The 21,225-nt window shown below is 71.1% G+C and carries 29 protein-coding genes; all 29 read left to right on the top strand.

Annotated elements, in window-relative coordinates:
• Nucleotides 1–402: 402 nt before the first annotated feature.
• Entirely contained in the window at nt 403–909 is a 507-nt protein-coding gene (locus ACWEFL_RS15850) for a hypothetical protein (RefSeq protein ID WP_451712243.1), read from the top strand.
• Nucleotides 906–1,625 (top strand): hypothetical protein, encoded by a 720-nt coding sequence (locus tag ACWEFL_RS15845; protein ID WP_451712240.1) that lies wholly within the window; start codon nt 906–908, stop codon nt 1,623–1,625. The genes ACWEFL_RS15850 and ACWEFL_RS15845 overlap by 4 nt, the downstream gene beginning before the upstream one ends.
• Nucleotides 1,622–2,119 carry a hypothetical protein gene (locus ACWEFL_RS15840; RefSeq protein ID WP_451712238.1) on the top strand — a complete coding sequence of 166 codons (498 nt, stop codon included), beginning with the start codon at nt 1,622–1,624 and terminating at the stop codon, nt 2,117–2,119. Before ACWEFL_RS15845 ends, ACWEFL_RS15840 begins: the two co-directional genes overlap by 4 nt.
• Nucleotides 2,120–2,124: 5 nt before the next feature.
• Entirely contained in the window at nt 2,125–2,460 is a 336-nt protein-coding gene (locus ACWEFL_RS15835; RefSeq protein WP_451712235.1) for a hypothetical protein, read from the top strand.
• Nucleotides 2,461–2,570: 110 nt separating this feature from the next.
• The gene (locus tag ACWEFL_RS15830) at nt 2,571–2,828 is read left to right on the top strand and encodes a MerR family transcriptional regulator (RefSeq protein WP_451712232.1); all 258 of its coding nucleotides are present in this window, start codon (nt 2,571–2,573) and stop codon (nt 2,826–2,828) included.
• 124 nt (nt 2,829–2,952) lie between these two features.
• The gene (locus ACWEFL_RS15825; RefSeq protein WP_451712229.1) at nt 2,953–3,171 is read left to right on the top strand and encodes a hypothetical protein; all 219 of its coding nucleotides are present in this window, start codon (nt 2,953–2,955) and stop codon (nt 3,169–3,171) included.
• Nucleotides 3,172–3,204: 33 nt separating this feature from the next.
• The gene (locus tag ACWEFL_RS15820) at nt 3,205–3,366 is read left to right on the top strand and encodes a hypothetical protein (RefSeq protein WP_451712227.1); all 162 of its coding nucleotides are present in this window, start codon (nt 3,205–3,207) and stop codon (nt 3,364–3,366) included.
• A gap of 241 nt (nt 3,367–3,607) precedes the next feature.
• Entirely contained in the window at nt 3,608–3,844 is a 237-nt protein-coding gene (locus tag ACWEFL_RS15815) for a hypothetical protein (RefSeq protein WP_451712225.1), read from the top strand.
• A gap of 83 nt (nt 3,845–3,927) precedes the next feature.
• Entirely contained in the window at nt 3,928–4,230 is a 303-nt protein-coding gene (locus tag ACWEFL_RS15810) for an HNH endonuclease (protein WP_451712224.1), read from the top strand.
• A gap of 147 nt (nt 4,231–4,377) precedes the next feature.
• Nucleotides 4,378–4,860, top strand: coding sequence for a phage terminase small subunit P27 family (locus tag ACWEFL_RS15805; RefSeq protein ID WP_451712221.1), 483 nt, complete (start codon nt 4,378–4,380; stop codon nt 4,858–4,860).
• Nucleotides 4,861–4,877: 17 nt separating this feature from the next.
• Nucleotides 4,878–6,689, top strand: coding sequence for a terminase large subunit (locus ACWEFL_RS15800; protein ID WP_451712218.1), 1,812 nt, complete (start codon nt 4,878–4,880; stop codon nt 6,687–6,689).
• A 22-nt stretch (nt 6,690–6,711) separates the two neighbouring features.
• A complete protein-coding gene (locus ACWEFL_RS15795) occupies nt 6,712–6,915 on the top strand; it encodes a hypothetical protein (protein ID WP_451712215.1) in 204 nt (67 codons plus the stop codon).
• Between the two features lie 2 nt (nt 6,916–6,917).
• A complete protein-coding gene (locus tag ACWEFL_RS15790; RefSeq protein ID WP_451712213.1) occupies nt 6,918–8,975 on the top strand; it encodes a phage portal protein in 2,058 nt (685 codons plus the stop codon).
• 75 nt (nt 8,976–9,050) lie between these two features.
• Entirely contained in the window at nt 9,051–9,740 is a 690-nt protein-coding gene (locus ACWEFL_RS15785) for a hypothetical protein (protein ID WP_451712211.1), read from the top strand.
• A 65-nt stretch (nt 9,741–9,805) separates the two neighbouring features.
• Nucleotides 9,806–11,026: a phage major capsid protein gene (locus tag ACWEFL_RS15780; protein ID WP_451712209.1), complete on the top strand. Its 1,221-nt coding sequence runs from the start codon at nt 9,806–9,808 to the stop codon at nt 11,024–11,026.
• Nucleotides 11,027–11,084: 58 nt separating this feature from the next.
• Entirely contained in the window at nt 11,085–11,462 is a 378-nt protein-coding gene (locus ACWEFL_RS15775; protein ID WP_451712207.1) for a hypothetical protein, read from the top strand.
• Nucleotides 11,463–11,475: 13 nt separating this feature from the next.
• Nucleotides 11,476–11,847: a hypothetical protein gene (locus tag ACWEFL_RS15770; protein ID WP_451712204.1), complete on the top strand. Its 372-nt coding sequence runs from the start codon at nt 11,476–11,478 to the stop codon at nt 11,845–11,847.
• Nucleotides 11,847–12,428 carry a hypothetical protein gene (locus ACWEFL_RS15765; RefSeq protein WP_451712202.1) on the top strand — a complete coding sequence of 194 codons (582 nt, stop codon included), beginning with the start codon at nt 11,847–11,849 and terminating at the stop codon, nt 12,426–12,428. The genes ACWEFL_RS15770 and ACWEFL_RS15765 overlap by 1 nt, the downstream gene beginning before the upstream one ends.
• On the top strand, nt 12,425–12,760 hold the full coding sequence (locus tag ACWEFL_RS15760; RefSeq protein ID WP_451712199.1) for a head-tail adaptor protein: 336 nt from the start codon (nt 12,425–12,427) through the stop codon (nt 12,758–12,760). The genes ACWEFL_RS15765 and ACWEFL_RS15760 overlap by 4 nt, the downstream gene beginning before the upstream one ends.
• A 1-nt stretch (nt 12,761) precedes the next feature.
• A complete protein-coding gene (locus ACWEFL_RS15755) occupies nt 12,762–13,100 on the top strand; it encodes a hypothetical protein (RefSeq protein WP_451712196.1) in 339 nt (112 codons plus the stop codon).
• Nucleotides 13,097–13,279: a hypothetical protein gene (locus ACWEFL_RS15750; protein ID WP_451712194.1), complete on the top strand. Its 183-nt coding sequence runs from the start codon at nt 13,097–13,099 to the stop codon at nt 13,277–13,279. Before ACWEFL_RS15755 ends, ACWEFL_RS15750 begins: the two co-directional genes overlap by 4 nt.
• Before the next feature lie 19 nt (nt 13,280–13,298).
• A complete protein-coding gene (locus ACWEFL_RS15745) occupies nt 13,299–13,679 on the top strand; it encodes an HK97-gp10 family putative phage morphogenesis protein (protein WP_451712192.1) in 381 nt (126 codons plus the stop codon).
• Nucleotides 13,676–14,101, top strand: a complete 426-nt coding sequence (locus tag ACWEFL_RS15740) for a DUF3168 domain-containing protein (RefSeq protein WP_451712189.1) — start codon at nt 13,676–13,678, stop codon at nt 14,099–14,101. The genes ACWEFL_RS15745 and ACWEFL_RS15740 overlap by 4 nt, the downstream gene beginning before the upstream one ends.
• A gap of 68 nt (nt 14,102–14,169) precedes the next feature.
• Nucleotides 14,170–14,583 carry a phage tail tube protein gene (locus ACWEFL_RS15735; protein ID WP_451712186.1) on the top strand — a complete coding sequence of 138 codons (414 nt, stop codon included), beginning with the start codon at nt 14,170–14,172 and terminating at the stop codon, nt 14,581–14,583.
• A 10-nt stretch (nt 14,584–14,593) separates the two neighbouring features.
• On the top strand, nt 14,594–14,815 hold the full coding sequence (locus ACWEFL_RS15730) for a hypothetical protein (protein ID WP_451712184.1): 222 nt from the start codon (nt 14,594–14,596) through the stop codon (nt 14,813–14,815).
• Nucleotides 14,793–15,194: a hypothetical protein gene (locus tag ACWEFL_RS15725; protein ID WP_451712183.1), complete on the top strand. Its 402-nt coding sequence runs from the start codon at nt 14,793–14,795 to the stop codon at nt 15,192–15,194. Before ACWEFL_RS15730 ends, ACWEFL_RS15725 begins: the two co-directional genes overlap by 23 nt.
• An 8-nt stretch (nt 15,195–15,202) precedes the next feature.
• Complete coding sequence (locus ACWEFL_RS15720) at nt 15,203–15,514, top strand: phage tail assembly protein T (RefSeq protein ID WP_451712606.1); 312 nt, start codon at nt 15,203–15,205, stop codon at nt 15,512–15,514.
• Nucleotides 15,511–17,907, top strand: coding sequence for a phage tail tape measure protein (locus tag ACWEFL_RS15715; RefSeq protein WP_451712181.1), 2,397 nt, complete (start codon nt 15,511–15,513; stop codon nt 17,905–17,907). Before ACWEFL_RS15720 ends, ACWEFL_RS15715 begins: the two co-directional genes overlap by 4 nt.
• Before the next feature lie 10 nt (nt 17,908–17,917).
• Nucleotides 17,918–21,214 (top strand): hypothetical protein, encoded by a 3,297-nt coding sequence (locus tag ACWEFL_RS15710; protein WP_451712180.1) that lies wholly within the window; start codon nt 17,918–17,920, stop codon nt 21,212–21,214.
• Nucleotides 21,215–21,225: the final 11 nt, after the last annotated feature.

Here is a 21,225-nt window from a genome sequence, read left to right as displayed (position 1 = left end):
CCGCGGCCGCGTCCTCGACGGAGCAGCCTTCCCCAGCTGCCAGACCGTCATCGTCGAAGACCCCTCCACCCACTTCGTCATCGCAGCCCCCACCCTCACCGACCTCCTCCGCAGCGGCTACCACAACGCCCGCATCGAATGGGCACCCGAACCCGCCGCCGCCCTCGACCGCGTACGCGAACGGTGCCAGGCAGTCCACGACCGCGTAGGACCCAGCGGAATGATCAACGCCTCCCAAATCCTCGAACTCCTGTCACCCACCTGGCCCGACGGCAACCACGAAGCCCCCGCGCCCGGCCCCGCGTCGGCGGCCGCCGACGACGCCCGTCGCGCAGACCAGACGGACGCGGTCACCGCTGCGGCGATCTCCTACGCCCTCACCCCCGCCGAGGAGACCCGCTGATGCCCGAGCTGCTCACGCTGGCAACGCCCTGCGCCGCCTGCCCCCACCCGTACAACTGGCACGGCAAGGGCGGCTGCCAGCAGAACGACGGGGTGAACCGGTGCGACTGCATTGCCTTCGCCACGCCCGGCCCCGCCGCCTCGGCCGCCAGCGGCACGGCCCGAGTCCTCGCCGACATCACCGCCGAACGCCGCCGCCAAGACGCCCGCTGGGGCGTACAGAACCACCCCGACGGCACGGGGCCCGATCACCTGGTCCTCGACACAATCCCCGTCGCTCTTGCCGCGCACGCCGCCCGGGAACTGTGCCAGCGGTACACCGACATGGGGATCGTCACATGGCGGGACATCCTCACGGAGGAGTCCTGCGAGGCGCTCGCCGAGACCGACCCCGCCCGCCTACGGGCCGAGCTGGTCCAGGTCGCCGCCGTCTGCGCCGCCTGGGCCGAAGCCATCGACCGCCGCACCCAGGGCACCACCCCCGACGACCGCGAGACGGCCCCGTGACCGCCTGCACCATCTGCACCTTTGGCACCGCGCCCGACGGCCTCCACGCCTGCCACCCCTGCCTCTACGCCCTCCGCCACAACCTGGGCGAGATCCCGCGGCTCGAGCGGCTGCTCGCCGACGAGCTCGCGCCCGCCGGCGGACCCGGCCAGGGCCGGATCGGTGCCGCCCGCACCGGCCGCCCACCCGTACGCATCGACGTCCTCAACCTCCTCGGCCCCGGCCACGACCAGCCGCCCGACGCCGAAACCGACGCCACCGGCCCCATCCCCATCCGCGCCCTCCTGGTCGGCTGGGCCGGATACATCGCCTACACCTACCGCACCGTCCTCCGCGAACCCGACGGCACCGTCCTCCTCGACCACCGAGGCCGCCCCCACATCCGCCGCTGCACCGCCGCCCACACCCGCGGCACCGGCACCACCGCCTGGTGCCAATGGCTCACCGCCTACCTCCCCTACACCGCCACCCACCCCGAGATCATCGCCGAACTCCACCACCAGATCCGCGACCTCACCGACCTCCTCCACCGCCTCACCGGCACCGAACCCGAACGGCACCACAAGAACGCCCCCTGCCCCAAATGCGGCCAATTCACCCTCGTACGCGACGACGGCCACTTCCACATCCACTGCACCCGCTGCCGACTCCGCCTCACCCCCGACCAATACGCCACCCACGCCACCGCCACCCAGAACGAGACCCCCGACCCATGACCGACACACCCGGCGAACCCCGCACCACCCCGGCCCAACGCCGCGCCGCCGGCATCACCGCGCGCCGCGCCGCCGTCGCCCACCTCGCCGCACAGCGCCTCTCCAGCCGCGCCATCGCCCACGAACTCCGCATCGGCGAGACCACCGTGCGCCGCGACCTGGCGCACCTCACCACCCACGGCGCGCCACCCCCTGACCAGCCAAACGGCGCACCCACCGCCCAAGTGGCGCACCCAGCGGCGCATCGGGCGGCGCAGCCCGCCCCCAACTGGCGCACCCGCGCCACGGCGCGCGCCACCCAAGTCGACACCGCCCTGCGCCAACTGGCCGACGCAGTCAGCGCCGTACGCGACGCACGCCCCTCCCACGCCCCCGTCACCGACCCAGTCGGCCGCGCCTGGCTCACCCAACTCCGCCAGGCGATCGCCGAGCTGCGCGCCGTCGAGGCCGACTTCGCCGAGTACTACCCCGAACCGCGACCCGCTGGAGAATGACCCCCATGACCACGCCCCTGCCCCTCACCGTCGACCAGGTCGCCCAGTTCCAGCGGGACCTCGACACCTGGGCCCAGCAGACGCCCGGCACCGACATCCCCGCCGCGAGCCTCCTCCGGCCCCCGGTCCTGACGCCGCGCCGCCGACTGCCTGCCTGCTTCACCTGCCACCAGCACCCGGACCAGATCAACCAGCAGGAGCACGACGCCCCTGAGAAGGGCGTCACGCTGTCCTTCGACCCTTGCGGACACGCCTTCACCGCCCCCGCACAGACCCTGGCAGCAGGACTGAAGCAGGCAGCAGCAGACACCACCTCTGACCAGGCACAAGAACCCCACTAGACAAGTGGATCTCACTTAGCGCAACATTGGTGCAGCGCCACACGTGTGCCCAGACCACGAACCAGCCCCCGCCACCCCGCGGGGGCTGACGCATTCCCGGGGGTGGTCCCATGAAACCCGCCCCCACCCTCTACACCACCGACGAAGCCGCAGAACGCGCCACCGAATGGCGCCGCCTCCTCTCCGCCGGCGCAGCCGCGATCACCCCCGCCACCATCCGCAGCTGGACCCACCGCGGCCACCTCACCCGCCACAGCCGCGACCCACACGGCCGCCCCCTCTACGACCACGACGACCTCGCCCACGCCGAACACACCACCCGCGCCCGCGCCCTCCGCCTCGTCGGCATCGGACAGCAGAACCCCTGACCCCGCAGGACCGCCGCTGCTCTGGCGCAGCGCCTGGTAGGGAGCCCCACGCGGCGTAAGACCTATCGCGAGGCGGTTACGACACCCGGCGGTCCTGCGGCCCCACCCACACCCGGAGAACCCCATGGCCCGACTCCAGATCCTCCACCTCCCCGACAACGACACCCCTGACGTCGCCACCCTCAGCGACCCGCCCCGCCAGGACCAGTACGCCCTCGTCATCGACCAGACCACCGAACAGGAAGCCGAGCTGCTCACCCTCAGTGAGAACGCGGAGAAGTTCGTCAAGGCCATCGGCGCCCGCGGCGTGCTCGTCTACACCGGCACTCTCGACGTCATCTGACGCCCACCCAGCCCCACCACGAGGAGAACCACGATGGCCGACTCCAAGCCGACCGCCCCCGCAGACCCCGTCAGCAAGCTCGCCGCTGCAGCCGTAGCCCTGCACGAGCTCTACACCGAGTACCAGCGCGCCGGGTTCACCAGGGCCGAGGCCATGGAACTGGTGAAAGTCATCGTCACCAAGCCCGCCCCGTGACCCACGACCGCGATCTCTCCGAGCTCGAACGACGCTTCCTCGCAGCCTGCCGGCAACCCCCGCGCCTGATCCGCTGGTACCGCCCCGGCGCAACCGGCCTCGAGCGCTGGACCCGCCAGGCCCTCGACGGCCCGCGCCACGCCCTCGACCGCCTCCCCGGCCGTCTCGCCTGCCGCCTTCTCCGCCGGCACAACTGGACCTGCGTCGGACTCCCCGAACCACACCCCGCCAGGTGGTGACCGTGACCAACGAGCCCACCGTGAGCGACCTTCACGAGTCATGTGCGACGAGCGGTGAGCACCATCTGAGCTGGGAGCGCGGCATACGCGAGGCCCCGCCGACCGACTCGGGATGGGCCCAGTACGAATACGACGGCACCATGCGCATCCAGTGCTGCTGCGGCTTCGACAGCGAATGGGGCGCTCGGGACGACGCCATCCGCCTCTCCCGCGAACACCTCGGCAACCCGCACCCGTAAGAGGGGGGAGCACCGTGCCGTCCCGAGCGCCCCGCCGCTGCACGACTCCCGCGTGCGGGGGGACCCCCCTCCCCGGTACCGCGGTGTGCGCGACGTGCACACCGCCCCGGCGCAGGCCCCGTAAGTCGGCGGCCGCGCAGGGCTACGGCCGTGACCACGAGCGGTTCCGCGACAAGGTTCTCGAACGCGATCCGGTGTGCGTCCGCTGCCGCAAGGCACCGTCGGTGCACGCGGACCACTGGCCGCTGTCCAAGCGGGAGCTCCGCGAGCGGGGCCTGGACGAGCACGACCCGCGGCGCGGCCGGGGCCTGTGCCCGTCGTGCCACAGCTCGGAGACCGCCGCGCATCAGCCCGGCGGCTGGCACCAGCGCGGCCCCCGCTACTGACCGTCACCAGCCGCTGGGGGGAGGGGGGCCTGGATCGCTGGCCAGGGGGCCCGCGGAACGCGGGGGGGAGCCCCCTCTCGCGCTGACAGGTATCGGGATCCGCCGTACCCGGCCGCCCGCCGTGACCGTGCGTGACCGGAGGTGATCATGGGTATGCGAGGGCCGGCACCCAAGCCGACCGCGCTGCGCGTCCTGCACGGCGACCGCAAGGACCGCATCAACACCGCCGAGCCCCGGCCCGACGAGGGCGAGCTCACCCCGCCCGACTGGCTGAGCGACCAGGCCCTCGAGGTCTGGCACGCCCTGGCCGACGACCTGACCGCCAAGGGCGTCCTCACCCCCTGGGACTGCGAGGCGTACGCGAACTACTGCGACGCCGTCGCCCGCCGGCGGGACGCCGCCGAGCACGTGGCCACCGAGGGCGCCGTCGTCGAACACCCCGTCTTCAACAAGAACGGCGACCAGACCGGCGTGCGCATGGGCAAGAACGCGTGGCTGCTCGCGCTCGACGCTGCCGACGCCCAGGTCCGGACGTACGGCGCCCGGTTCGGCCTGACCCCGAGCGACCGCGCCCAGCTCAAGATCGGCGGCCAGTCCAAGCCCGGCGGTGCGGAGCGGCTGCTGTCCTGACCCACCGCGGAGGCGTCATGTCCCCGGCAGCAGCAACCCGGCGCCCGGCCCGCAGCAAGGCCACGACCCGCCCCCGCGGCCGCCGCCGCGCGATCACGGTCAACCACCACAAGCGGTGGCGGCCCGCGTCCCGCCGCGGCGGTGTCTGCGGATACACCCTCGACGGCAAGACCTGCCCCCGCCGCGGCGCGCACTACTGCGAGCCGCGCGCGGACCGGGTCGTCGCGTTCTTCGCCGAGTTGCTCGTCCACCCGACGGGCCCGTTCGCGAACCGGCCGTTCGTGCTCGCCCGGTGGCAGGAACACGAGATCATCCGGCCGCTGTTCGGCGAGGTGATCTGGTCCGTCCAGTGGGGCCGCTACGTCCGCCGCTACACCCGCGCCACGATCGTCATGGCGAGGAAGAACGGCAAGTCGGCGCTGCTGTCCGGGATCGCGCTGTACATGCTGTGCGGCGACGGCGAGCAGGCGGCCGAGGTCTACGGCGCCGCGAAGACCACCCGGCAGGCCGGCAAGGTCTTCGAGCCGTGCGTGCGGATGCAGAAGCGGTCACCGATCCTGGCCGCCCGGCTCACGCACATCAAGAACGTCCGCCGGCTGATCGACGAGGAGACCGACAGCTACTACGAGGTCATCCCGGCCGACGCCGACACCGAACTCGGGCACAACCCGCACGCGTTCATTTTGGACGAGGTCCTCTCCCAGCCGGACGACTCGCTGTGGAAGGCGATGCGGACCGCGGCCGGCGCCCGCACCCAGTCCCTGATGCTGGCCATCACCACCGAGACGAACGACCAGGTCTCCTTCGGGGCCGCGTTCATCGACGAGGCCGACCGGGTGCTGGAAAAGCCCCAGCGGGCGCCCCACCACTTCGTCTTCGTCCGCAAGGCACCGCGCACGCAGGACGAGCTGGACCGGCTGCACCGGCTGTTCCCCGGCCGGCCGGACCTGCCCGTCTCCCTCGACCCGTGGGACGAGGCCAACTGGGACTGGCCCAACCCCGCGCTCGGCACCTTCCTCAGCATCCAGTCGCTGCGCGAAGAGGCCGAGGAAGCCCGCTCCAACCACAAGGCGGAGAACGGCTTCCGGCAGTTCCGCCTCAACCAGCGCGTCTCGCAGGTGACGCGCTGGATCCCGATGGACCTGTGGGACCTCAACGCCCGGGAGATCGCCCCGACCCCGGGGTGGATCGCCGGACGGCTCGAGGGCCAGCGCTGCTGGGCAGGGCTCGACCTCTCCTCCAAGCTGGACCTGACCGCCTGGTGCCTGGTGTTCCCGACGGGCGAGATCCTGTGGCGCCTGTGGGCCCCCGAGTCCGTCGCCGACCTGCTCGACGAACACACCGACGGGAAGTTCTCCGAGTGGGCCGCCGACGGCTGGATCACCCTCACCGACGGCGACACGATCGACTACGACACGATCTACGACGACATCGAGACCGACCACCAGCTGTTCCGGATCGTCGACGTCACCTACGACAAATGGTGCGGCGAACCCGTGCGGCAGGAGATCGTCAAGCGCACCCGGCTCAAGATGGTCGAAAGCGATACGACCTACACCCGCATGACGCCGCCCATGGCCGAGCTCATGCGCGCCCTGAAGGCCCGCGAACTCGCCCACTTCGGCAACCCCGTCGCGTGGTGGATGGCCGACACGATCGAGGCCAAGAGCCCCCGCGACGACCCCGACCGCACCCGGCCGGTGAAACCCGACCGGAGCAAAACCGGCAAACGCATCGACGGCCTGGTCGCCCTGCTGCTGGCCGCCGACGGCCAGCTGCGCGGCCTGCCCGCACCGAGCATCTACGAGACCCAGGGCATGGCCCTCTGACCCACGGCTGGAGGTGGTGGGGGTGGACCGCTGGGACGTCCTCGCACTGCTCGGTACCGCACTCCTCGGCACCGGCCTCGCCCTGCTCGCACCCTGGCTCGGCATCGCCGCGGCCGGGCTCGTCCTCCTGGCCCTCGCCGCCGCCGGCGCCGCCGCCGACAACCGCACCGCCGCGGACGAGCCCGAGGGCGAGCCCGCGGCCGCGGCGGACAGGACGGAGGGCTGACCATGGGACTGCTGCGCCGCGCCCTGCGCCCCGCCCCCCGCCCGGCCGCCGCACGGGCCACCGGCGGCCCGGTGTCCGGGATCGCCACCCCGGAGAAGTGGGTGGAGGACTGGTACAGCGGCGGGACCGCCAACTCGGCGGGCATCCGCGTCGACCAGGAAACGGCGCTGATGTACTCGCCGTTCTTCGCCGGCGTGCGGGTCCTGTCCGAAGACCTCGCCGGCCTTCCGCTGTTCCTCTACGAGCGCCTCGCCCCCAGGGGCAAGGACCGCGCCACCGGACACCCGCTGTACAGCCTGTTGCACGACCAGCCCAACGACATGATGTCCTCCGCGTGGCTGCGGGAGACTCTCATGGGTCACGCGATCACCTGGGGCGACGGCGTCGCCCAGGTCGTCACCCACGAGAAGACCGGCACGATTGAGGAGATCTGGCCACTGCGCCCCGACCGGCTGAAGATCCGCGTCAAGCGCACCGGCGCAGGGAAGTTCCGGCGGCTGTACCAGTACCGGGACGACGTCAACGGCATCTACGCCACCCTGCTCCCGCACGAGGTCCTCCACATCGGCGGCCTCGGATACGACGGCGTCCGCGGATACCCGGTCGTCGAGCTCGCGGCGAACGCGATCGGGCTGGGGCTGGCGACCGAGCACTACGGAGCTAAAACGTTCTCCAACGGGGCAGCTCCGTCAGGCACGCTGACGCACCCCGGCACGGTCTCGCCCGAGGCGCGGCGCCGGATGGCGGACGACTGGGAGAACATCCACAAGGGCATCGACCGCGCCCACCGCGTCGCCATCCTCGAAGAAGGCGTGACCTGGCAGACGGTCGGACTCCCCAACGACTCCGCCCAGTTCCTTGAGACGAGGAAACTCCAGGTCACGGAGATGGCGCGCTGGCTCCGTCTCCCGAGCCACAAGATCAACGACCTCGAACGGGCCACCTTCAGCAACATCGAGCAGCAGCAACTCGACTACGTCGCGTCCGCGCTGAACATCTGGCTGGTGCGGTGGGAGCAGGCGATCCTCACCCAGCTCCTCCTCCGCGGGGAGCGGACCCGGTTCTTCGCCGAGTTCCTGGTCGACTCCCTGCTCCGCGGCGACACCGCCGCACGGTACGCGGCCTACGCCATCGGCCGGCAGTGGGGCTGGCTTTCCGCCAACGATGTCCGCGAGCGGGAGAACATGAACCCTGTCGACGGCGGCGACGCCTACCTCGTGCCCCTGAACATGGTCCCCGCCGGCCGCTCCGTTCCTGCGCTGGAGACGGCGGCCGCCGCCCGCGCGGCACGCATGGCCCGTCTCATCGCCGGCCGGACCGCGGTCCGCGCATCGCTCGCCGAAGCGTGGACTCCGAAACTCGCCGAGTCGGACCAGGAGGTCGCCGACCTCGAAGCCGAGAAGGTCGGCGCCCTGGTGAAGGAGCACCTCGAGCCGGAGCGCGGCCGCGGCCGGTCGCTGGCCGCGTTCCTGGTCGCGCTGCGGGCCCTGTACTCCGGCGACGGCCCGATCATGGAACGCCTCACCGAGCTGTGGGTGCCGCTGATGACCGTGTTCGCGGGGGAGGTCGCCGAGCAGGCGGCCGCCGACGTCGGCCACGAAGAGGACGTCGACCTGTCCGTGTGGGCCCGGGCGTACGCCCTCTCCCACGCCGCGTACCAGGTGTCCTCGTCCTACGGACAGCTGCGGAACATCGCCGACGACGCGGACACGGCAGAGGCCGCAGCCTCGGCGGTGGTGGACCGGCTCACCAAATGGCAGGAAGAGCGCCCGGCGCAGACCGCCCGCTGGGAGACCTCCCAGCTCCCCAACGCCGCCGCCCGCGAGACGTGGAAGGAAGCCGGGGTCAAGACGGTGCAGTGGGTCGCCCGCGGGTCGGAGAACTGCCCCTACTGCACGAAGTTGGACGGCGCGATCCGGGAGATCGAGACCCCGTTCGTCGCCAAGGGCGACGAAGTCGACGGCGAGAACGAGGGCGAAAAGCTGGTCGCCAAGCGGAACACCTTCCATCCCCCGGTGCATCCGGGCTGCAACTGCGAGGTGATCCCCGTTGTCGACTGACCCGCGCCCCGAGCCCGAGCCACGTGATCAGAGTCCGCCTGCCGACCGGCAGATACGACACCCCGGGAGGACCCGATGAGAGGACAGGCGCACTACCTGCGCGGCTACGTCCAGCGCGCCGAGACCGGCAGCGACGATGACGATGAGGCGGGCAAGCCGCTCACGATCTTCGCGGCGACCGAGGGCCGCAAGAAGGACGGGCTGAACCTGACCATGGCCGGAGCCCGCCTCGAGCGGTTCCAGGCCAACCCGGTCCTCGGCTACGGACACTCCTACTGGGGCCGTGAAGGACTGCCGATCGGCCGGTCCGACAAGACGTGGATCGACGGCAGCGCGCTGAAGATGGACATCGTCTTCGACCAGGACGACGACTTCGCCCGCAAGGTCGAGCGGAAGTACCGCAAGCGGATCATGAACGCGTTCTCGATCGGGTTCGACGTCTGGAACATCGGCGAGGACGGCGTCCCGGAGGGCTGGGAGCTCTTCGAAGTGAGCGCGGTCCCGCTGCCGATGGACCCGAACGCGATCGTCGAATCCGGCCGCGACGGCGAACTCGATCTGGTCCGCGCCCTCGGCGGGCTGCGCGCCGGGGCCGTGCTGTCGAAGAAGAACAAGAACTTGGTGCAGAACGCGGTCACCGCGCTCACCGAGCTCCTCGACGCCGCCGGCGGAACCGACAACGACGACGAGGGCGACACGGACGACGACGCGCGGCAGACACCGCCCGCCGACGTCGCCCGGCTCCAGCGTCTCGCCGGCATCTGACCCCTCGCGCCGCGCAGCCGCGCGGGGCCACACCCTCACCACCGAAGCAGAGACAGGAGACCGCTGTGCCCAATATCAGGGAGCTGCGCGCCAAGCGCACCAAGCTGGGCGCCGACGCCCGCGCGATCATGCAGGCCGCGCAGGACGCCGGCCGCAGCATGACCCCGGAAGAGGAGACCTCGTTCGACAAGCTGATGGACGAGCGGGACGGCGTCGACCGCGACATCGCCCGCGCCGAGCGCCTCGACGACGACGACCGCGCCGCCGCGGACAACGACAACGACAACGGCGGCCGCGACGGCGAGGCGATGGGCGCCCTGCGCGCCTACGTCCTCGGCGGCCGGACCGCGCTGTCGGCCGCGCAGGCCCGCGCCCTGAACGCCGGCAACGACCCCGAGGGCGGATTCCTCGTCGCCCCGGTCCAGTTCGTGAAGGAACTCCTCAAGAACGTCGACGACCTGGTGCCGATGCGGGGCCTGGCGACCGTGCACCAGCTGACCAAGTCCGAGTCCCTCGGCGTGCCGGCCCTCGACACCGACCTCGGCGACGCGGAGTGGACCAGCGAGCTGGCCACCGGCAGCCAGGACGACGCCATGCGGTTCAAGAAGCGGGAGCTGACGCCGAACCCGCTGGCCAAGCGAGTCAAGATCAGCCGGAAGCTGCTGCGGGTGGCGGAGACCAGCCCCGAGCAGCTCGTCCGGGACCGGATGGCGTACAAGTTCGCCGTCACCGCCGAGAAGGCATACATGACCGGCGACGGCAACAAGAAGCCCCTGGGCCTGTTCACGGCGTCGCCGCTGGGGATCTCCACCGGCCGGGACGTCCAGGTCTCCACCTCCGGCACCGGGCTGGTCAACGTCGCCCTCGGGAACGCCGGCGACGACCTGATCACCGCCAAGTACACCCTCAAGGGCCAGTACCACAAGAAGGCCCAGTGGCTGTTCCACCGGCAGGTCATCGCCTCCGTCCGCAAGCTCAAGGACGGGCAGGACAACTACGTCTGGCGCGCCGGCCTGTCCTCGGACCAGCCGGACACCATCCTCGACCTCCCGTTCATCACCAGCGAGTTCGCGCCCAGCACGTTCGCCGACAACGACTACCTCGGCATCCTCGGCGACTTCTCCTTCTACTGGATCGCCGAGGCCCTCCAGTTCGAGGTCCAGCGCCTGGTCGAGCTGTACGCGGAGACCAACCAGGTCGGATTCATCGGCCGCCAGGAGGCCGACGGCATGCCGGTCCTCGAGGAAGCGTTCGTCCGGCTGCAGTCCAACGACGTCGTCCCGTAACCCACCGTCCGTCACGATCCGGCCCCGCGCACCGCGGGGCGGGAAGGAGCGCCCCGTCATGCGGAGCGACATCAAGAACCACCTGTCCCCCGTCCAGACCATCGCGCCGGCCGCGTACACCGCCACGGCCACCGGGACCGGCGTGGACCTCGCCAACTACGACGCCGCCGCCGTCGTCCTCACCGTCGGCGCGGTCGCGAACAACGCCTTCTCCATTGAGGTGCAGGAGTCGGACCAGCTCGCCTCCGGCTACACCGCCGTCCCGAACGCGGACCTCGACGGGGCCGAGCCCGCGACGCTCACCGCGTCCACCACCACCGTCATCGGCTACCACGGCATCAAGCGCTACGTGCGCGTCGTGGCCACCGACACCGCCGCCGGCGACGCCGTCTTCGGCGCCACCGTCATCCGCGGCCACGGCCGCGTCAAGCCCTGAAGGAGGCAGCACGATGAAGGTCGAGATGCTGCGCCTGATGTGCAACCCCAAGCACGGCAACCACCAGCCCGGCGACGTCGTCGATCTGCCCCCGGCCGAGGCGCGCAAGAGGATCGCGGCCGGGGACTGCCGCCCCGTCGACAGCCCGCCCACCACCGGCCGGCGCGCACCCCGGGACACCAGCACCACCCCGCCCGGGCCCGGGCCGGACGAGGTGGTGCTGGAGAAGATGACCGTCGACCAGCTCCGCGCGTACGCGGAGAAGGAGGGCATCGACCTCGGCGACGCGACGAAGAAGGCCGACGTCCTCGGCGCGGTGGTGGCTGAGCTGGAGCGCCGCCGCGACGCCGACGACGATGACGCCGGCGGGAATGGTGGTGGCTGATGGCGATCGCCACCACCGAGGAGCTCCGCCGCCTGCTGCGCCACCCCGAGCCGTTCACCGAGGACGAGACCGCCACTGCGGCCCTGCTGCTCGAGCTGGCGCTCGGCGCGATCGAGGAGGAGGCCGGCCAGGCCCTCGAGTCCGCCACCGACACCGTGGTGCTGGACGGGCCGTCCCGCTCGGACGGGGCGTATCAGTCCGGTACGGGGACGGACCGGCTGATCCTGCCCCGCTGGCCCGTCACCGCCGTCACCTCCGTGGAGGTGGATGGCGAGGCCCTGGTCCACGGCCACACCGAGGACTACACGTGGTCCGCCGCCGGCGTCCTCACCCGCGTCGGCGGCCACTGGCCGAGCCACGACCGCGCCATCGAGGTCGTCTACACGGCGGGTTTCACCAAGCTGCCGACCGGGCTCAAGAGGATCGGGCTGCGGCTCGCCGTCGGCGCCTGGGCCAACCCCGAGCTCCTCGCGTCCGAGACGCTGGGCGACCATTCGCGGAGCTTCACGGCGGAGGCTCTGGGGATGGAGCTCACGGAGGCGGACAAGCGCACCGTCGGTGCCTACCAGGCCCGCAGATGAGTGTCGGGCACCGCCTCAACCGGCTGCTGGAGGTGTGGCGGCCGGAAACCTCGCCGGACGGGTACGGCGGACAGACCGTCACGTACGTACGCCAGCCCGTCGACGTACGCGGCAAGGTCGACCAACCGTCCGCATCCGAACGCATGGTGGCGCAGCAGGGCCGGGCGGAGCACACCCACGACGTGTACCTGCTCCCCGGTGCGGACGTGTTGCGGGGGGACGAGCTCCGGGGCCGCGGCCAGGTGCTGCGGGTCCTGGCCGTGGTCGAGCCCTCCAGCACCCGCTACCGCAAAGCCCACTGCACGCTGATCCAGCCTGAAGGAGGGGCCTGACATGGCCAACCTGTCTCTTGTACCCGTGCCGGTGGACGGGGGTCTCGCCGATCTCGGCGCCGCCGCGGTGGCGGCCGCCGTCGGCGGGGACACCGCCCCGTGCGGACCCAGCCGCGCCCTGTATGTGCGCAACGGCGGCGGCTCGCCGGTGACCGTCACGATCGCCACCCCCGGGAGGGTGTCCGGCCTCGACATCGAGAACCCCGCCCTGATCGTCGCTGCCGGCGACGACGGCATGATCCCGCTGTCCCGCCTGTTCGCCGGCACCAACGGCCGGGCCGCGATCACGTACTCCGGGGTCACCTCCGTGACCGTCGCCGTCCTGGAGCTCGGCACATGAGCACCCCCGAGCGGCGGCCGCTGCCCGCCGAATCGGCCGAGTGCCGGCAGAACGCCGAACAGCTCCTGCCCGAGTCTCCCGCAGCGCTCACCGCGCGGGTCGGCGCGGCCGCGGTGTGGGCGCTCCTCGCGATCGCGGGGGAGCTGCGGGAGATCCGCGGCCTCCTCCGCAAAAGATAGAAGAAGGGAGGGGAGTGCGGTGGCGAGACGACGGCGGCGTGCGACCGTGCGGATCCTGGGCGCCGCCCGGCTCCGGCAGCGCCTGGAGACACTCCCTACCGAGATCGTCGACGCCCTCAAGGCGGGGGTGAAGGGCTCGGCGGAGGCGGTACGGGACCAGACCCGGGACACCGTCGCCTATGCCTCCGGGAACCTGCACGACGAGGTCGACATCCGCTACGAGCAGGGCGGGCTGACGGCGATGGTGGGCTGGTTCGAGGACCCCGAGTACTACGCCTGGTTCCTGGAGAACGGCACCCGCCGCGCGCCCGCGCAGCCCTCCCTCGGCCCGGCACTGGAGGCTGAGCGCGGACGCTACCGCGCCCGCCTCACCGAGGAAGTCCGGAAGGTGCTCCGGTGACGGCGGCGGCTGCGCGGTCGCCGATGCTGGAGATCCAGGGCGCCGTCTTCCACCGGCTGGGCGGCGACCAGGAACTGAAGGACCTGGGTGCCGGCGTCTACGACTACCTGCCCGAGCAGGCGACGTACCCGTTCATCGTGATCGGGGAGGCGACCGAGATCCCGGACAACTCGCACGACCGGTACGGGTGGCAGACCGTCCCGGTCATCCACGTCTGGGGCCAGGGCCGCGGGTTCGCGCAGGTCCTGACGATCGGGTCCCGGGTCACCGCCCTGCTCGATCACCAGCCGCTCGAGGTCCCTGGCTTCCACCACGTCGTCACCCGGTTCGAGTTCTCCCAGGCGCTGACCGACCCCACCCCGCCCGGGGACATCCGGCACCTGGTCCTGCGGCACCGGGTGATCACCGAGCAGACCCCCTGACCGCATCCTGCCCTGCCCCGCGCCGTCCGGCCCCGGGGCCGCTCACCCACGCCCCTAGGAGGTACCCCATGGCCGGAATCGACGCCTTCGGCGTCGCCTTTGCCCGCGGCGACGGCGCCGTACCCGAGGTCTTCACCGCGATCGCGCACGTCACCAACGTCGGCGGACCGGGCCTGTCCCGGAACACGATCGACGTCACCACCCACCAGAGCCCCGACGCGTGGATGGAGTTCATCGGTGGCCTCAAGGACGGCGGCGAGGTGAGCCTGGACATCAACTACGACCCCGCCGACCACGACCAGCTGATCGCCGACTTCGACGACAAGGATCCGCGCTCCTACCGGCTGGTCTTCCCGGATCCCGCCCAGACCACCTGGACCCTCAAGTCCGTGATGACCGGCTTCGAGCCGTCCGCACCGGTCGACGACAAGCTCTCCGCCGCGCTCACCTTCAAGGTGTCCGGGAAACCGGTCCTCGCATGAGTGCCGACGCATGAGTGCCGACCTGATCCGGATCACCCGCGAGGGACACCGGGTCCGCATCACCGTCGACGGCCTGGAGATCCCCGCCGCGGCGATCGACCGGGACTCCGTCCGTCTGCCCATCCGTCCCGACGAGAGGCCGAGCGTGCAGATCACGCTCATCGCGTCCACCGTCGACGTCCTCAACACCCTGAAAGACGAGGAAAGTCATGGCACTTCTGACCCGAGCTGAGATCGACGCCGTAGACGACCGGATGTGGGAGGACGTCCCGGTACCGGAGTGGGGCGGCGAGGTCCGCGTCCGCGGCATGTCCGGCACCGAGCGCAACGCCTACCAGGCCAGCCTGGTGGTCATCGGCTCCAACGGATCGGTGCAGCGGCTGAACATGGCCGACCAGACTGCAAAGCTCCTGAGCCGCTGTCTGGTCGACGGGGACGACGAGCGCCTCTACTCCGACAAGGACGTCAAGGCCCTCGGCGCGAAGAACGGCGCCATCCTCGAACGGCTCTCGCGCGTGGCCTCACGGCTGTCCGGGCTCCGCAAGGAGGACGTGGCGGAGGCCGAGGGAAAATCCGCGGACGACCCGACTGGCGCTTCTACCACCGCCTAGCCCTCGCCCTGGGCTGGACGGTCGACGAGGTCCTGGAACGGCACACCTCCGCCCAGCTCACCGACTGGATGGCCTATGAGCGGGTCACCGGCATCCTCGGCCCCGAACGCCTCGACCTCCTGTTCGCGACCCTGACCGCCGCCGTCGCGAACACCGCCCGCGGCAAGAACCAGCGCGCCCGCGAGCCCAAGGACTTCATGCCGAAGTGGGACCAGAACAGTCCCGGGATGGGCTGGAAAGAGATGCTCACCGCCGTCAAGACGATCAACCGGAGTCTCGGCGGCGCGGACCTCACGGGGACGGGAGGGGGTGGCGGATGAACGTGCTGGACCAGCTGCTGGTCGCGATCGGGATCCAGGCCGACGACCTCACCTCCGGCGCGGCCGGCGCGGCCGACCAGGTCGAGGCGTCCCTCGCCGGCGTCGGCGGCGCGGCCGACCAGGTCGCCACCGCCGTCGGCCAGGCCGGCGACGCCGCCGAACTCGCGATCCGTGAGATCGGCGGCGCGGCCGGGCAGGCAGCGTCCGAGGTGCGGTCCGCGGCCGGGCAGGCCGGGCAGGCCGTGGGCGAGGTCGGTGACGCCGCCCGGCGCGCGGCCGGCGAGGTGCGGTCCGCGGCCGGGGACGCCGAGCAGGCGCTGGAGGGCATCGGCGACGGCGCTGAGCAGGCCGCGCAGGGAGCGGACCAGGCCGCCGGGCAGGTGGAGCAGTCTCTCGGCGGGATCCAGGCCGCCGCCGCCGGCGCCGCGGTCGGCGGGTTGTTTATGTCCGGGCTCACCAATGCGATGGACGCCAAGCACGCCAACGCACGGCTGACGACCCAGCTCGATCTGACGAGCGAGGAGGCGGCCCGCGCGGGCGACATCGCCGGAGAGGTGTACTCGTCCGGGTTCTCGGACTCGATTGACGGCGTCAACGAGGGCCTGGCCGGGGTCGCGTCGGCGATGGGCGGCATGGGGAAAATCGGCGACGGCGAACTCAAGCAAATGACGAAGTCCGCCATTGTGCTGGGTGACGCTTTCGAAATGGACGTCGGCGAGGCCGGCACGGCCGCCGGGGCCCTCATCAAACAAGGTCTCGTGAAAGACGGGACCGAGGCTTTCGACGTCCTCACCAAGGCCGCGCAGACGCTTCCCAAGAGCATGGCTGCGGATATCCCGGCGATCGTCACTGAATACGGAACGCATTTCAAACGCATCGGCTTGGATGCGCAGGATGCTTTCGGGATGATGTCGCAGTACGTGAATGCGGGCGGTAAGGACATCGACCAGGCCGCCGACGTGCTGCATGAATTCGCCCGCATCACCTCGGAGGAGACAGACCGCGCGGCCGAAGGCTTCAAGGGCCTCGGGCTGAACAGCACGCAGATGCTCGCCGACATCAAGAAGGGCGGCGAACCGGCCAAGCAGGCTCTCGAGAAAACCATCGACGCGCTGCGGGGAGTCAAGGACCCGGCGAAGCAGGCCGAGCTCGGAGTCGCGCTCTTCGGGGACATGGCGGGTGAGTCGGCGTCGGCGCTGTGGGCGATGGACCCGGCCACAGCGGCAGCCACCAGCGGCATGGACGACGCCGCCGGCGCGTCGAAAAAAGCCACCGACGCCATGGAGGAATCCGCCTCCCTCGATTCGGTGTGGCGGTCCCTGGCCACCACCCTCGGCGAGAACTTGGCCCCCGCCCTCAAAACGGTTTCTCAATTCCTCGCGGATAACCCGACCTTGATCAAGATTTTGGTCCCGGTATTGCTGGGGCTCGCTTTCGCGATCGGGATTGCGGTGATCGCCCAGTGGGCCTGGAATACCGCATTGTGGGCTTTTCCGGGGACGTGGATCATCGCGGGGATCATCGCGCTGATCGCGATCATCGTGCTGATCGTCGTCTACTGGGACGAGATCGCGGCGGCGACCTCCGCCGCCTGGGAATGGATCAAGGACGCCCTCGGTGCGGCCTGGCAGTGGATCAAAGACACCGCGGCATCGGCGTGGCAGTGGATCAAGGACACCATCGGCGGCGCCTGGCAGTGGATCAAGGACACCACGGCGTCCGTCTGGGAGGGCATCAAGGACGGGCTCGGCGGCGCGTGGCAGTGGATCAAGGACACGGCGGCGTCGGTCTGGAACGGCATCACCGGTGCCGTGGACACGGCCTGGGAATGGATCAAGGACCTGGTGGCGTCGGCGATCCGCGGCGTCATGGGCCACATCAACATGCTGGCCCAGATCCCCGGCAAGGTCGGCGGCTGGCTCGGGCAGCTCGTGGACTGGGTGGCGGACCTGCCCGGCCGGGTGTCCCGCGCCGCCCGCGGCCTGTGGGACGGCCTCAGAAATTCGTTCGTCGACGCGGTCAACTTCCTGATCTGGAAATGGAACAACCTCTCGTTCACCATCGGTGGCGGGAATTTCTTGGGCTTGGACATTCCCCGGCTCACCTTGGATACGCCGAACATTCCGTATTTGGCTGATGGTGGCGTGGTGACCGACGCGACGCTCGCCGTGGTCGGCGAGGGCAACGAGCCCGAGGCCGTTCTGCCGCTGTCGCGGCTGGACGGGATGCTCCGCTCCGTGGCCGGGCCGGTCCGGGCGACCGGCGGAGGCGTCCAGGAAACCCGCGTGGTCCTCGAAGTCGTCGGCGGCGAGAGGGAATTCACCGAGTGGTTCCAGTCCATCGTCCGGAACAAGTACGGCGGGTCGGTCACCCGGCTCGCGGGACAGGAATGAGGCCGGAATCATGGTGAGTCTGCCCCCGCCCCGCACCACCGAGCTCTGGTACGACGGGCAGTGGAATCCGGTGTCGCTGCGGGAGTCGACCACGGTCCGCATCAACCGCGGTTCCGGCTCGGAGGGCGGGTCGGCCCGCTACGGCCCGACCACCGCCACCATGACCATCGGCAACCGGTCCGGCAACTACAGTCCGCAGGACTGGTCGAGTCCGCTGTACGGGAAGATCGGCCGGAACACGCCGATCCGGTTCATGGTGGAGGCGGGGTCGCCGTGGCTGCGTCTGCCCGGTGGCATCAATGTCATCAATGACAGGATCAGCACCCCGGACCATCCGCAGCTCGCCATCACCGGTGACATCGACCTGCGGATGGACGCGGCCGCCGTCAGCTGGCGAGCTGCGCCGCCGCCGGGGTACTTCGCCTTCGGACAGATGCTCGCCCTGCGGTTCAGCTCCACTACGGGCCGCTCCTGGTCATGGACGATCGACCCCACCGGCGTCCTCGGGCTGGTCTGGACGCCCACCGGGATGTTCGCAGACCGGCGGTTCATGAGATCCACCGTGCCGGTGCCCGCCCACGCCGGGCGGAGGATCGCGCTGCGCGTCACCCTGGACGTGGACAACGGAGCGGGGGGCTGCACCGGCCGGTTCTACTACGGGCACAGCGGCGTGAACGGCCCCTGGACGCCTCTGGGTGACCCGGTCACCCAAGCCGGCACCACCACCCTCCACGCTGGATCGGCGCCACTCGAGGTCGCCAGCGGGACCACCTACAACCTGCTGCCGGACACCAACTCGGCGGCGCGCTTCACGGGGAGCCTGTACCGCCTGCAGGTGCGCAACGGGATAGACGGCCCAGTAGCGGCGGACCTGGACCTCACCCTGCATCAGGCTGGTGACACTACCCTCACCGACCTGTCCGGACTGGTCTGGACCCTCCAGGGCAACACCACCGTCACCAACCGGCATGTGCGGCTGGAGGGCGAGGTGCCGTCCTGGCCGCAGGAGCGGGATCTGTCCGGGAACGACGCCTGGGTGCCGATCGCGCCGGCGGGGATCATGCGCCGCCTCGACGCGGGGAAGAAGCCGATTCCGTCCGCGATCCGGTACCTCATCGGCGCGCAGGCGACGCCGCCGCTGGCGTGCTGGCCGATGACCGACGGCGAGACCGCCACCGGCGCGGCCCCCCTCACCGCGGGCCCGGCGCCGCTGCTGCCCGCCATCACCGACGGCACCGCCACCATGGGATGGGCCGACGGGAAAATCGGGGCCTGGAACGACCCCACGGTGCGGCTGCCCGCGGACACCACCGGCAGCATCGGCGCCCCCGTCCCCAGCCCGGCGGGCGTGGCGGACGAATGGCACGTCGACCTGTGCCGGAGCGGCCCCGCGGGCGGTGAGGTCCTCACCGCCACCGACATCGGCGCCGGCACCGACGCGAACCCGCGGAACGCGTTCAGCCTGGTGTTCCAGTCGGGCGGCGACAGCGTGCAGCTTTTCCGGACCACGGTCGCCGACACGGGCAGCTCCACCAGCCTCCTGGCCACGATCACCGGCGCCGGGATCTACACCGACGCCCCCCACCACATCCGGCTCACCGCGAACTTGATCTTGGGGGCGGGGGCCACCCAGTGGAAGCTCTACCTTGACGGCGTGGAGCGCGGCGAGAACACCATCCCCATCGCCTACAAGGGGTTGGCCAGCGTCCGGCTCAGCTGGGAGGGGCTGTCCGGGCAGGCCCCGTCCGTCGGCTACCTCACCTGCTGGGGCCTCTCGCCGCCCACCGCGGCCGCCGTGTACAAGGCTCTGTGCGGATACCCGGGTGAGGCGGCCGGCACCCGCATCCTGCGCACCGCCGCCGAGAAGGGCGTCCCCGCGACGATGTCCGGGCTGCCCGAGGACCAGGTCCCTCTCGGGCCGCAGCACCAGGAGCGTTTCCTCGACGCGCTCACCACCGCGGCGACCGCGGACCTCGGCCTCCTGATGGAGCAGCGTGACGGGCGGGCCCTGGTCTACCGGGGCCACGACACCCTCTACACCCAGCCCCCCACCCTCGTCCTCGACGCCGCCACCGGAGTGATCTCCGCCCCGTTCCGGCCTGCCGACGACGACAAATTCACCCAAAACGACATCACGGTGACGCGCAAGGGCGGGTCCAGCGGGCGGGCGGTCCAGGAGACCGGCACGCTGTCGGTGCAGGACCCGCCCGACGGCGTCGGCCTGTACGACGTCGAGCACACCTTCAATTTGTTTGACGATGTGCAGCCGGAGCAGCATGCCGCGTGGATGCTGCACCTGGGCACCTACGCCGGCGTCCGCTACACCAGGCTCACCCTCGACCTGGGCAACTCGCGGGTGTATGCGCTGATCGACGACATCCTGCTCGCGGACGTCGGCGACGTGATCCGCATCCTCAACCCCCCGCGGGGCCACGGCATCGGCCCGATCGATCTCCTGATCCGCGGCTACGAAGAGGAGATCGGCGCCGAATCCTGGCGCATCACCTTCACGTGCGCGCCGGCCGCACCGTGGACCGTGGGGGTGCTGGAGGACCCGGTCCTCGGCCGCCTGGACACGGAGGGCTCCGAGTTGGTCTCCGGGATCTCGGCGACGGCGACATCCTGGTCCGTGGCGACCACCGCGGGCCCGGTGTGGGTGACCGCGCCAGCCCCGCTCACCCCTGACGTCGAGACGGGCCTGTCCGGCTGGACCGGGCAGGGCGCCGCTATTAGCCGCGTGCCCGTGCCTGTTCCTGCCCCGGCGGCCGGGAAGTGGGCGCTCCGCGTCGTGCCCGACGGGATCGCGACGTTCCCCTCCGCGTCGAGCAGCCGGGTGGCGGTCACGGCGGGGCAGCAGTACACGGTGTCCGGGTGGCTCCGGTGCGCCACCTCGCGGACCGTCGCTCTCAATGTGAACTGGTTCACGGGCAGCAGCACGTACTTGTCCACCAGCAACAACAACCGGTCCGTCGCCGCCCATCAGTGGACCTGGGTCGAGCTGACCGTGACGGCGCCGGCTACGGCAGCGTTGGCCAGCATCCATCCCGCCGTCGTGGGCGGCACGCCGCCGCCCGCGGACGTGGCGTGGGTCGCCCACCCCGCGCTCCGGCCCGCGCAAGCCGGGGCAATGCCGGACGAGGTGCCGTTCGACGTCATATGCGGGGACGAGCGCGTCACCGTCACCGCGATCACCGGGGCCGCGTCCCCGCAAACGTTCACCGTGGTCCGCGCCGTGAACGGCGTCGTCCAGGCCCATGCGGCGGCGGCCGATGTCCGCCTGGCCGACCCCCTGATCCTGGCCCTATAAGAGATAAGGGG

The sequence above is a fragment of the Streptomyces sp. NPDC004838 genome, from assembly GCF_053600955.1.
This window is presented reverse-complemented; position numbering and strand designations above follow the sequence as displayed.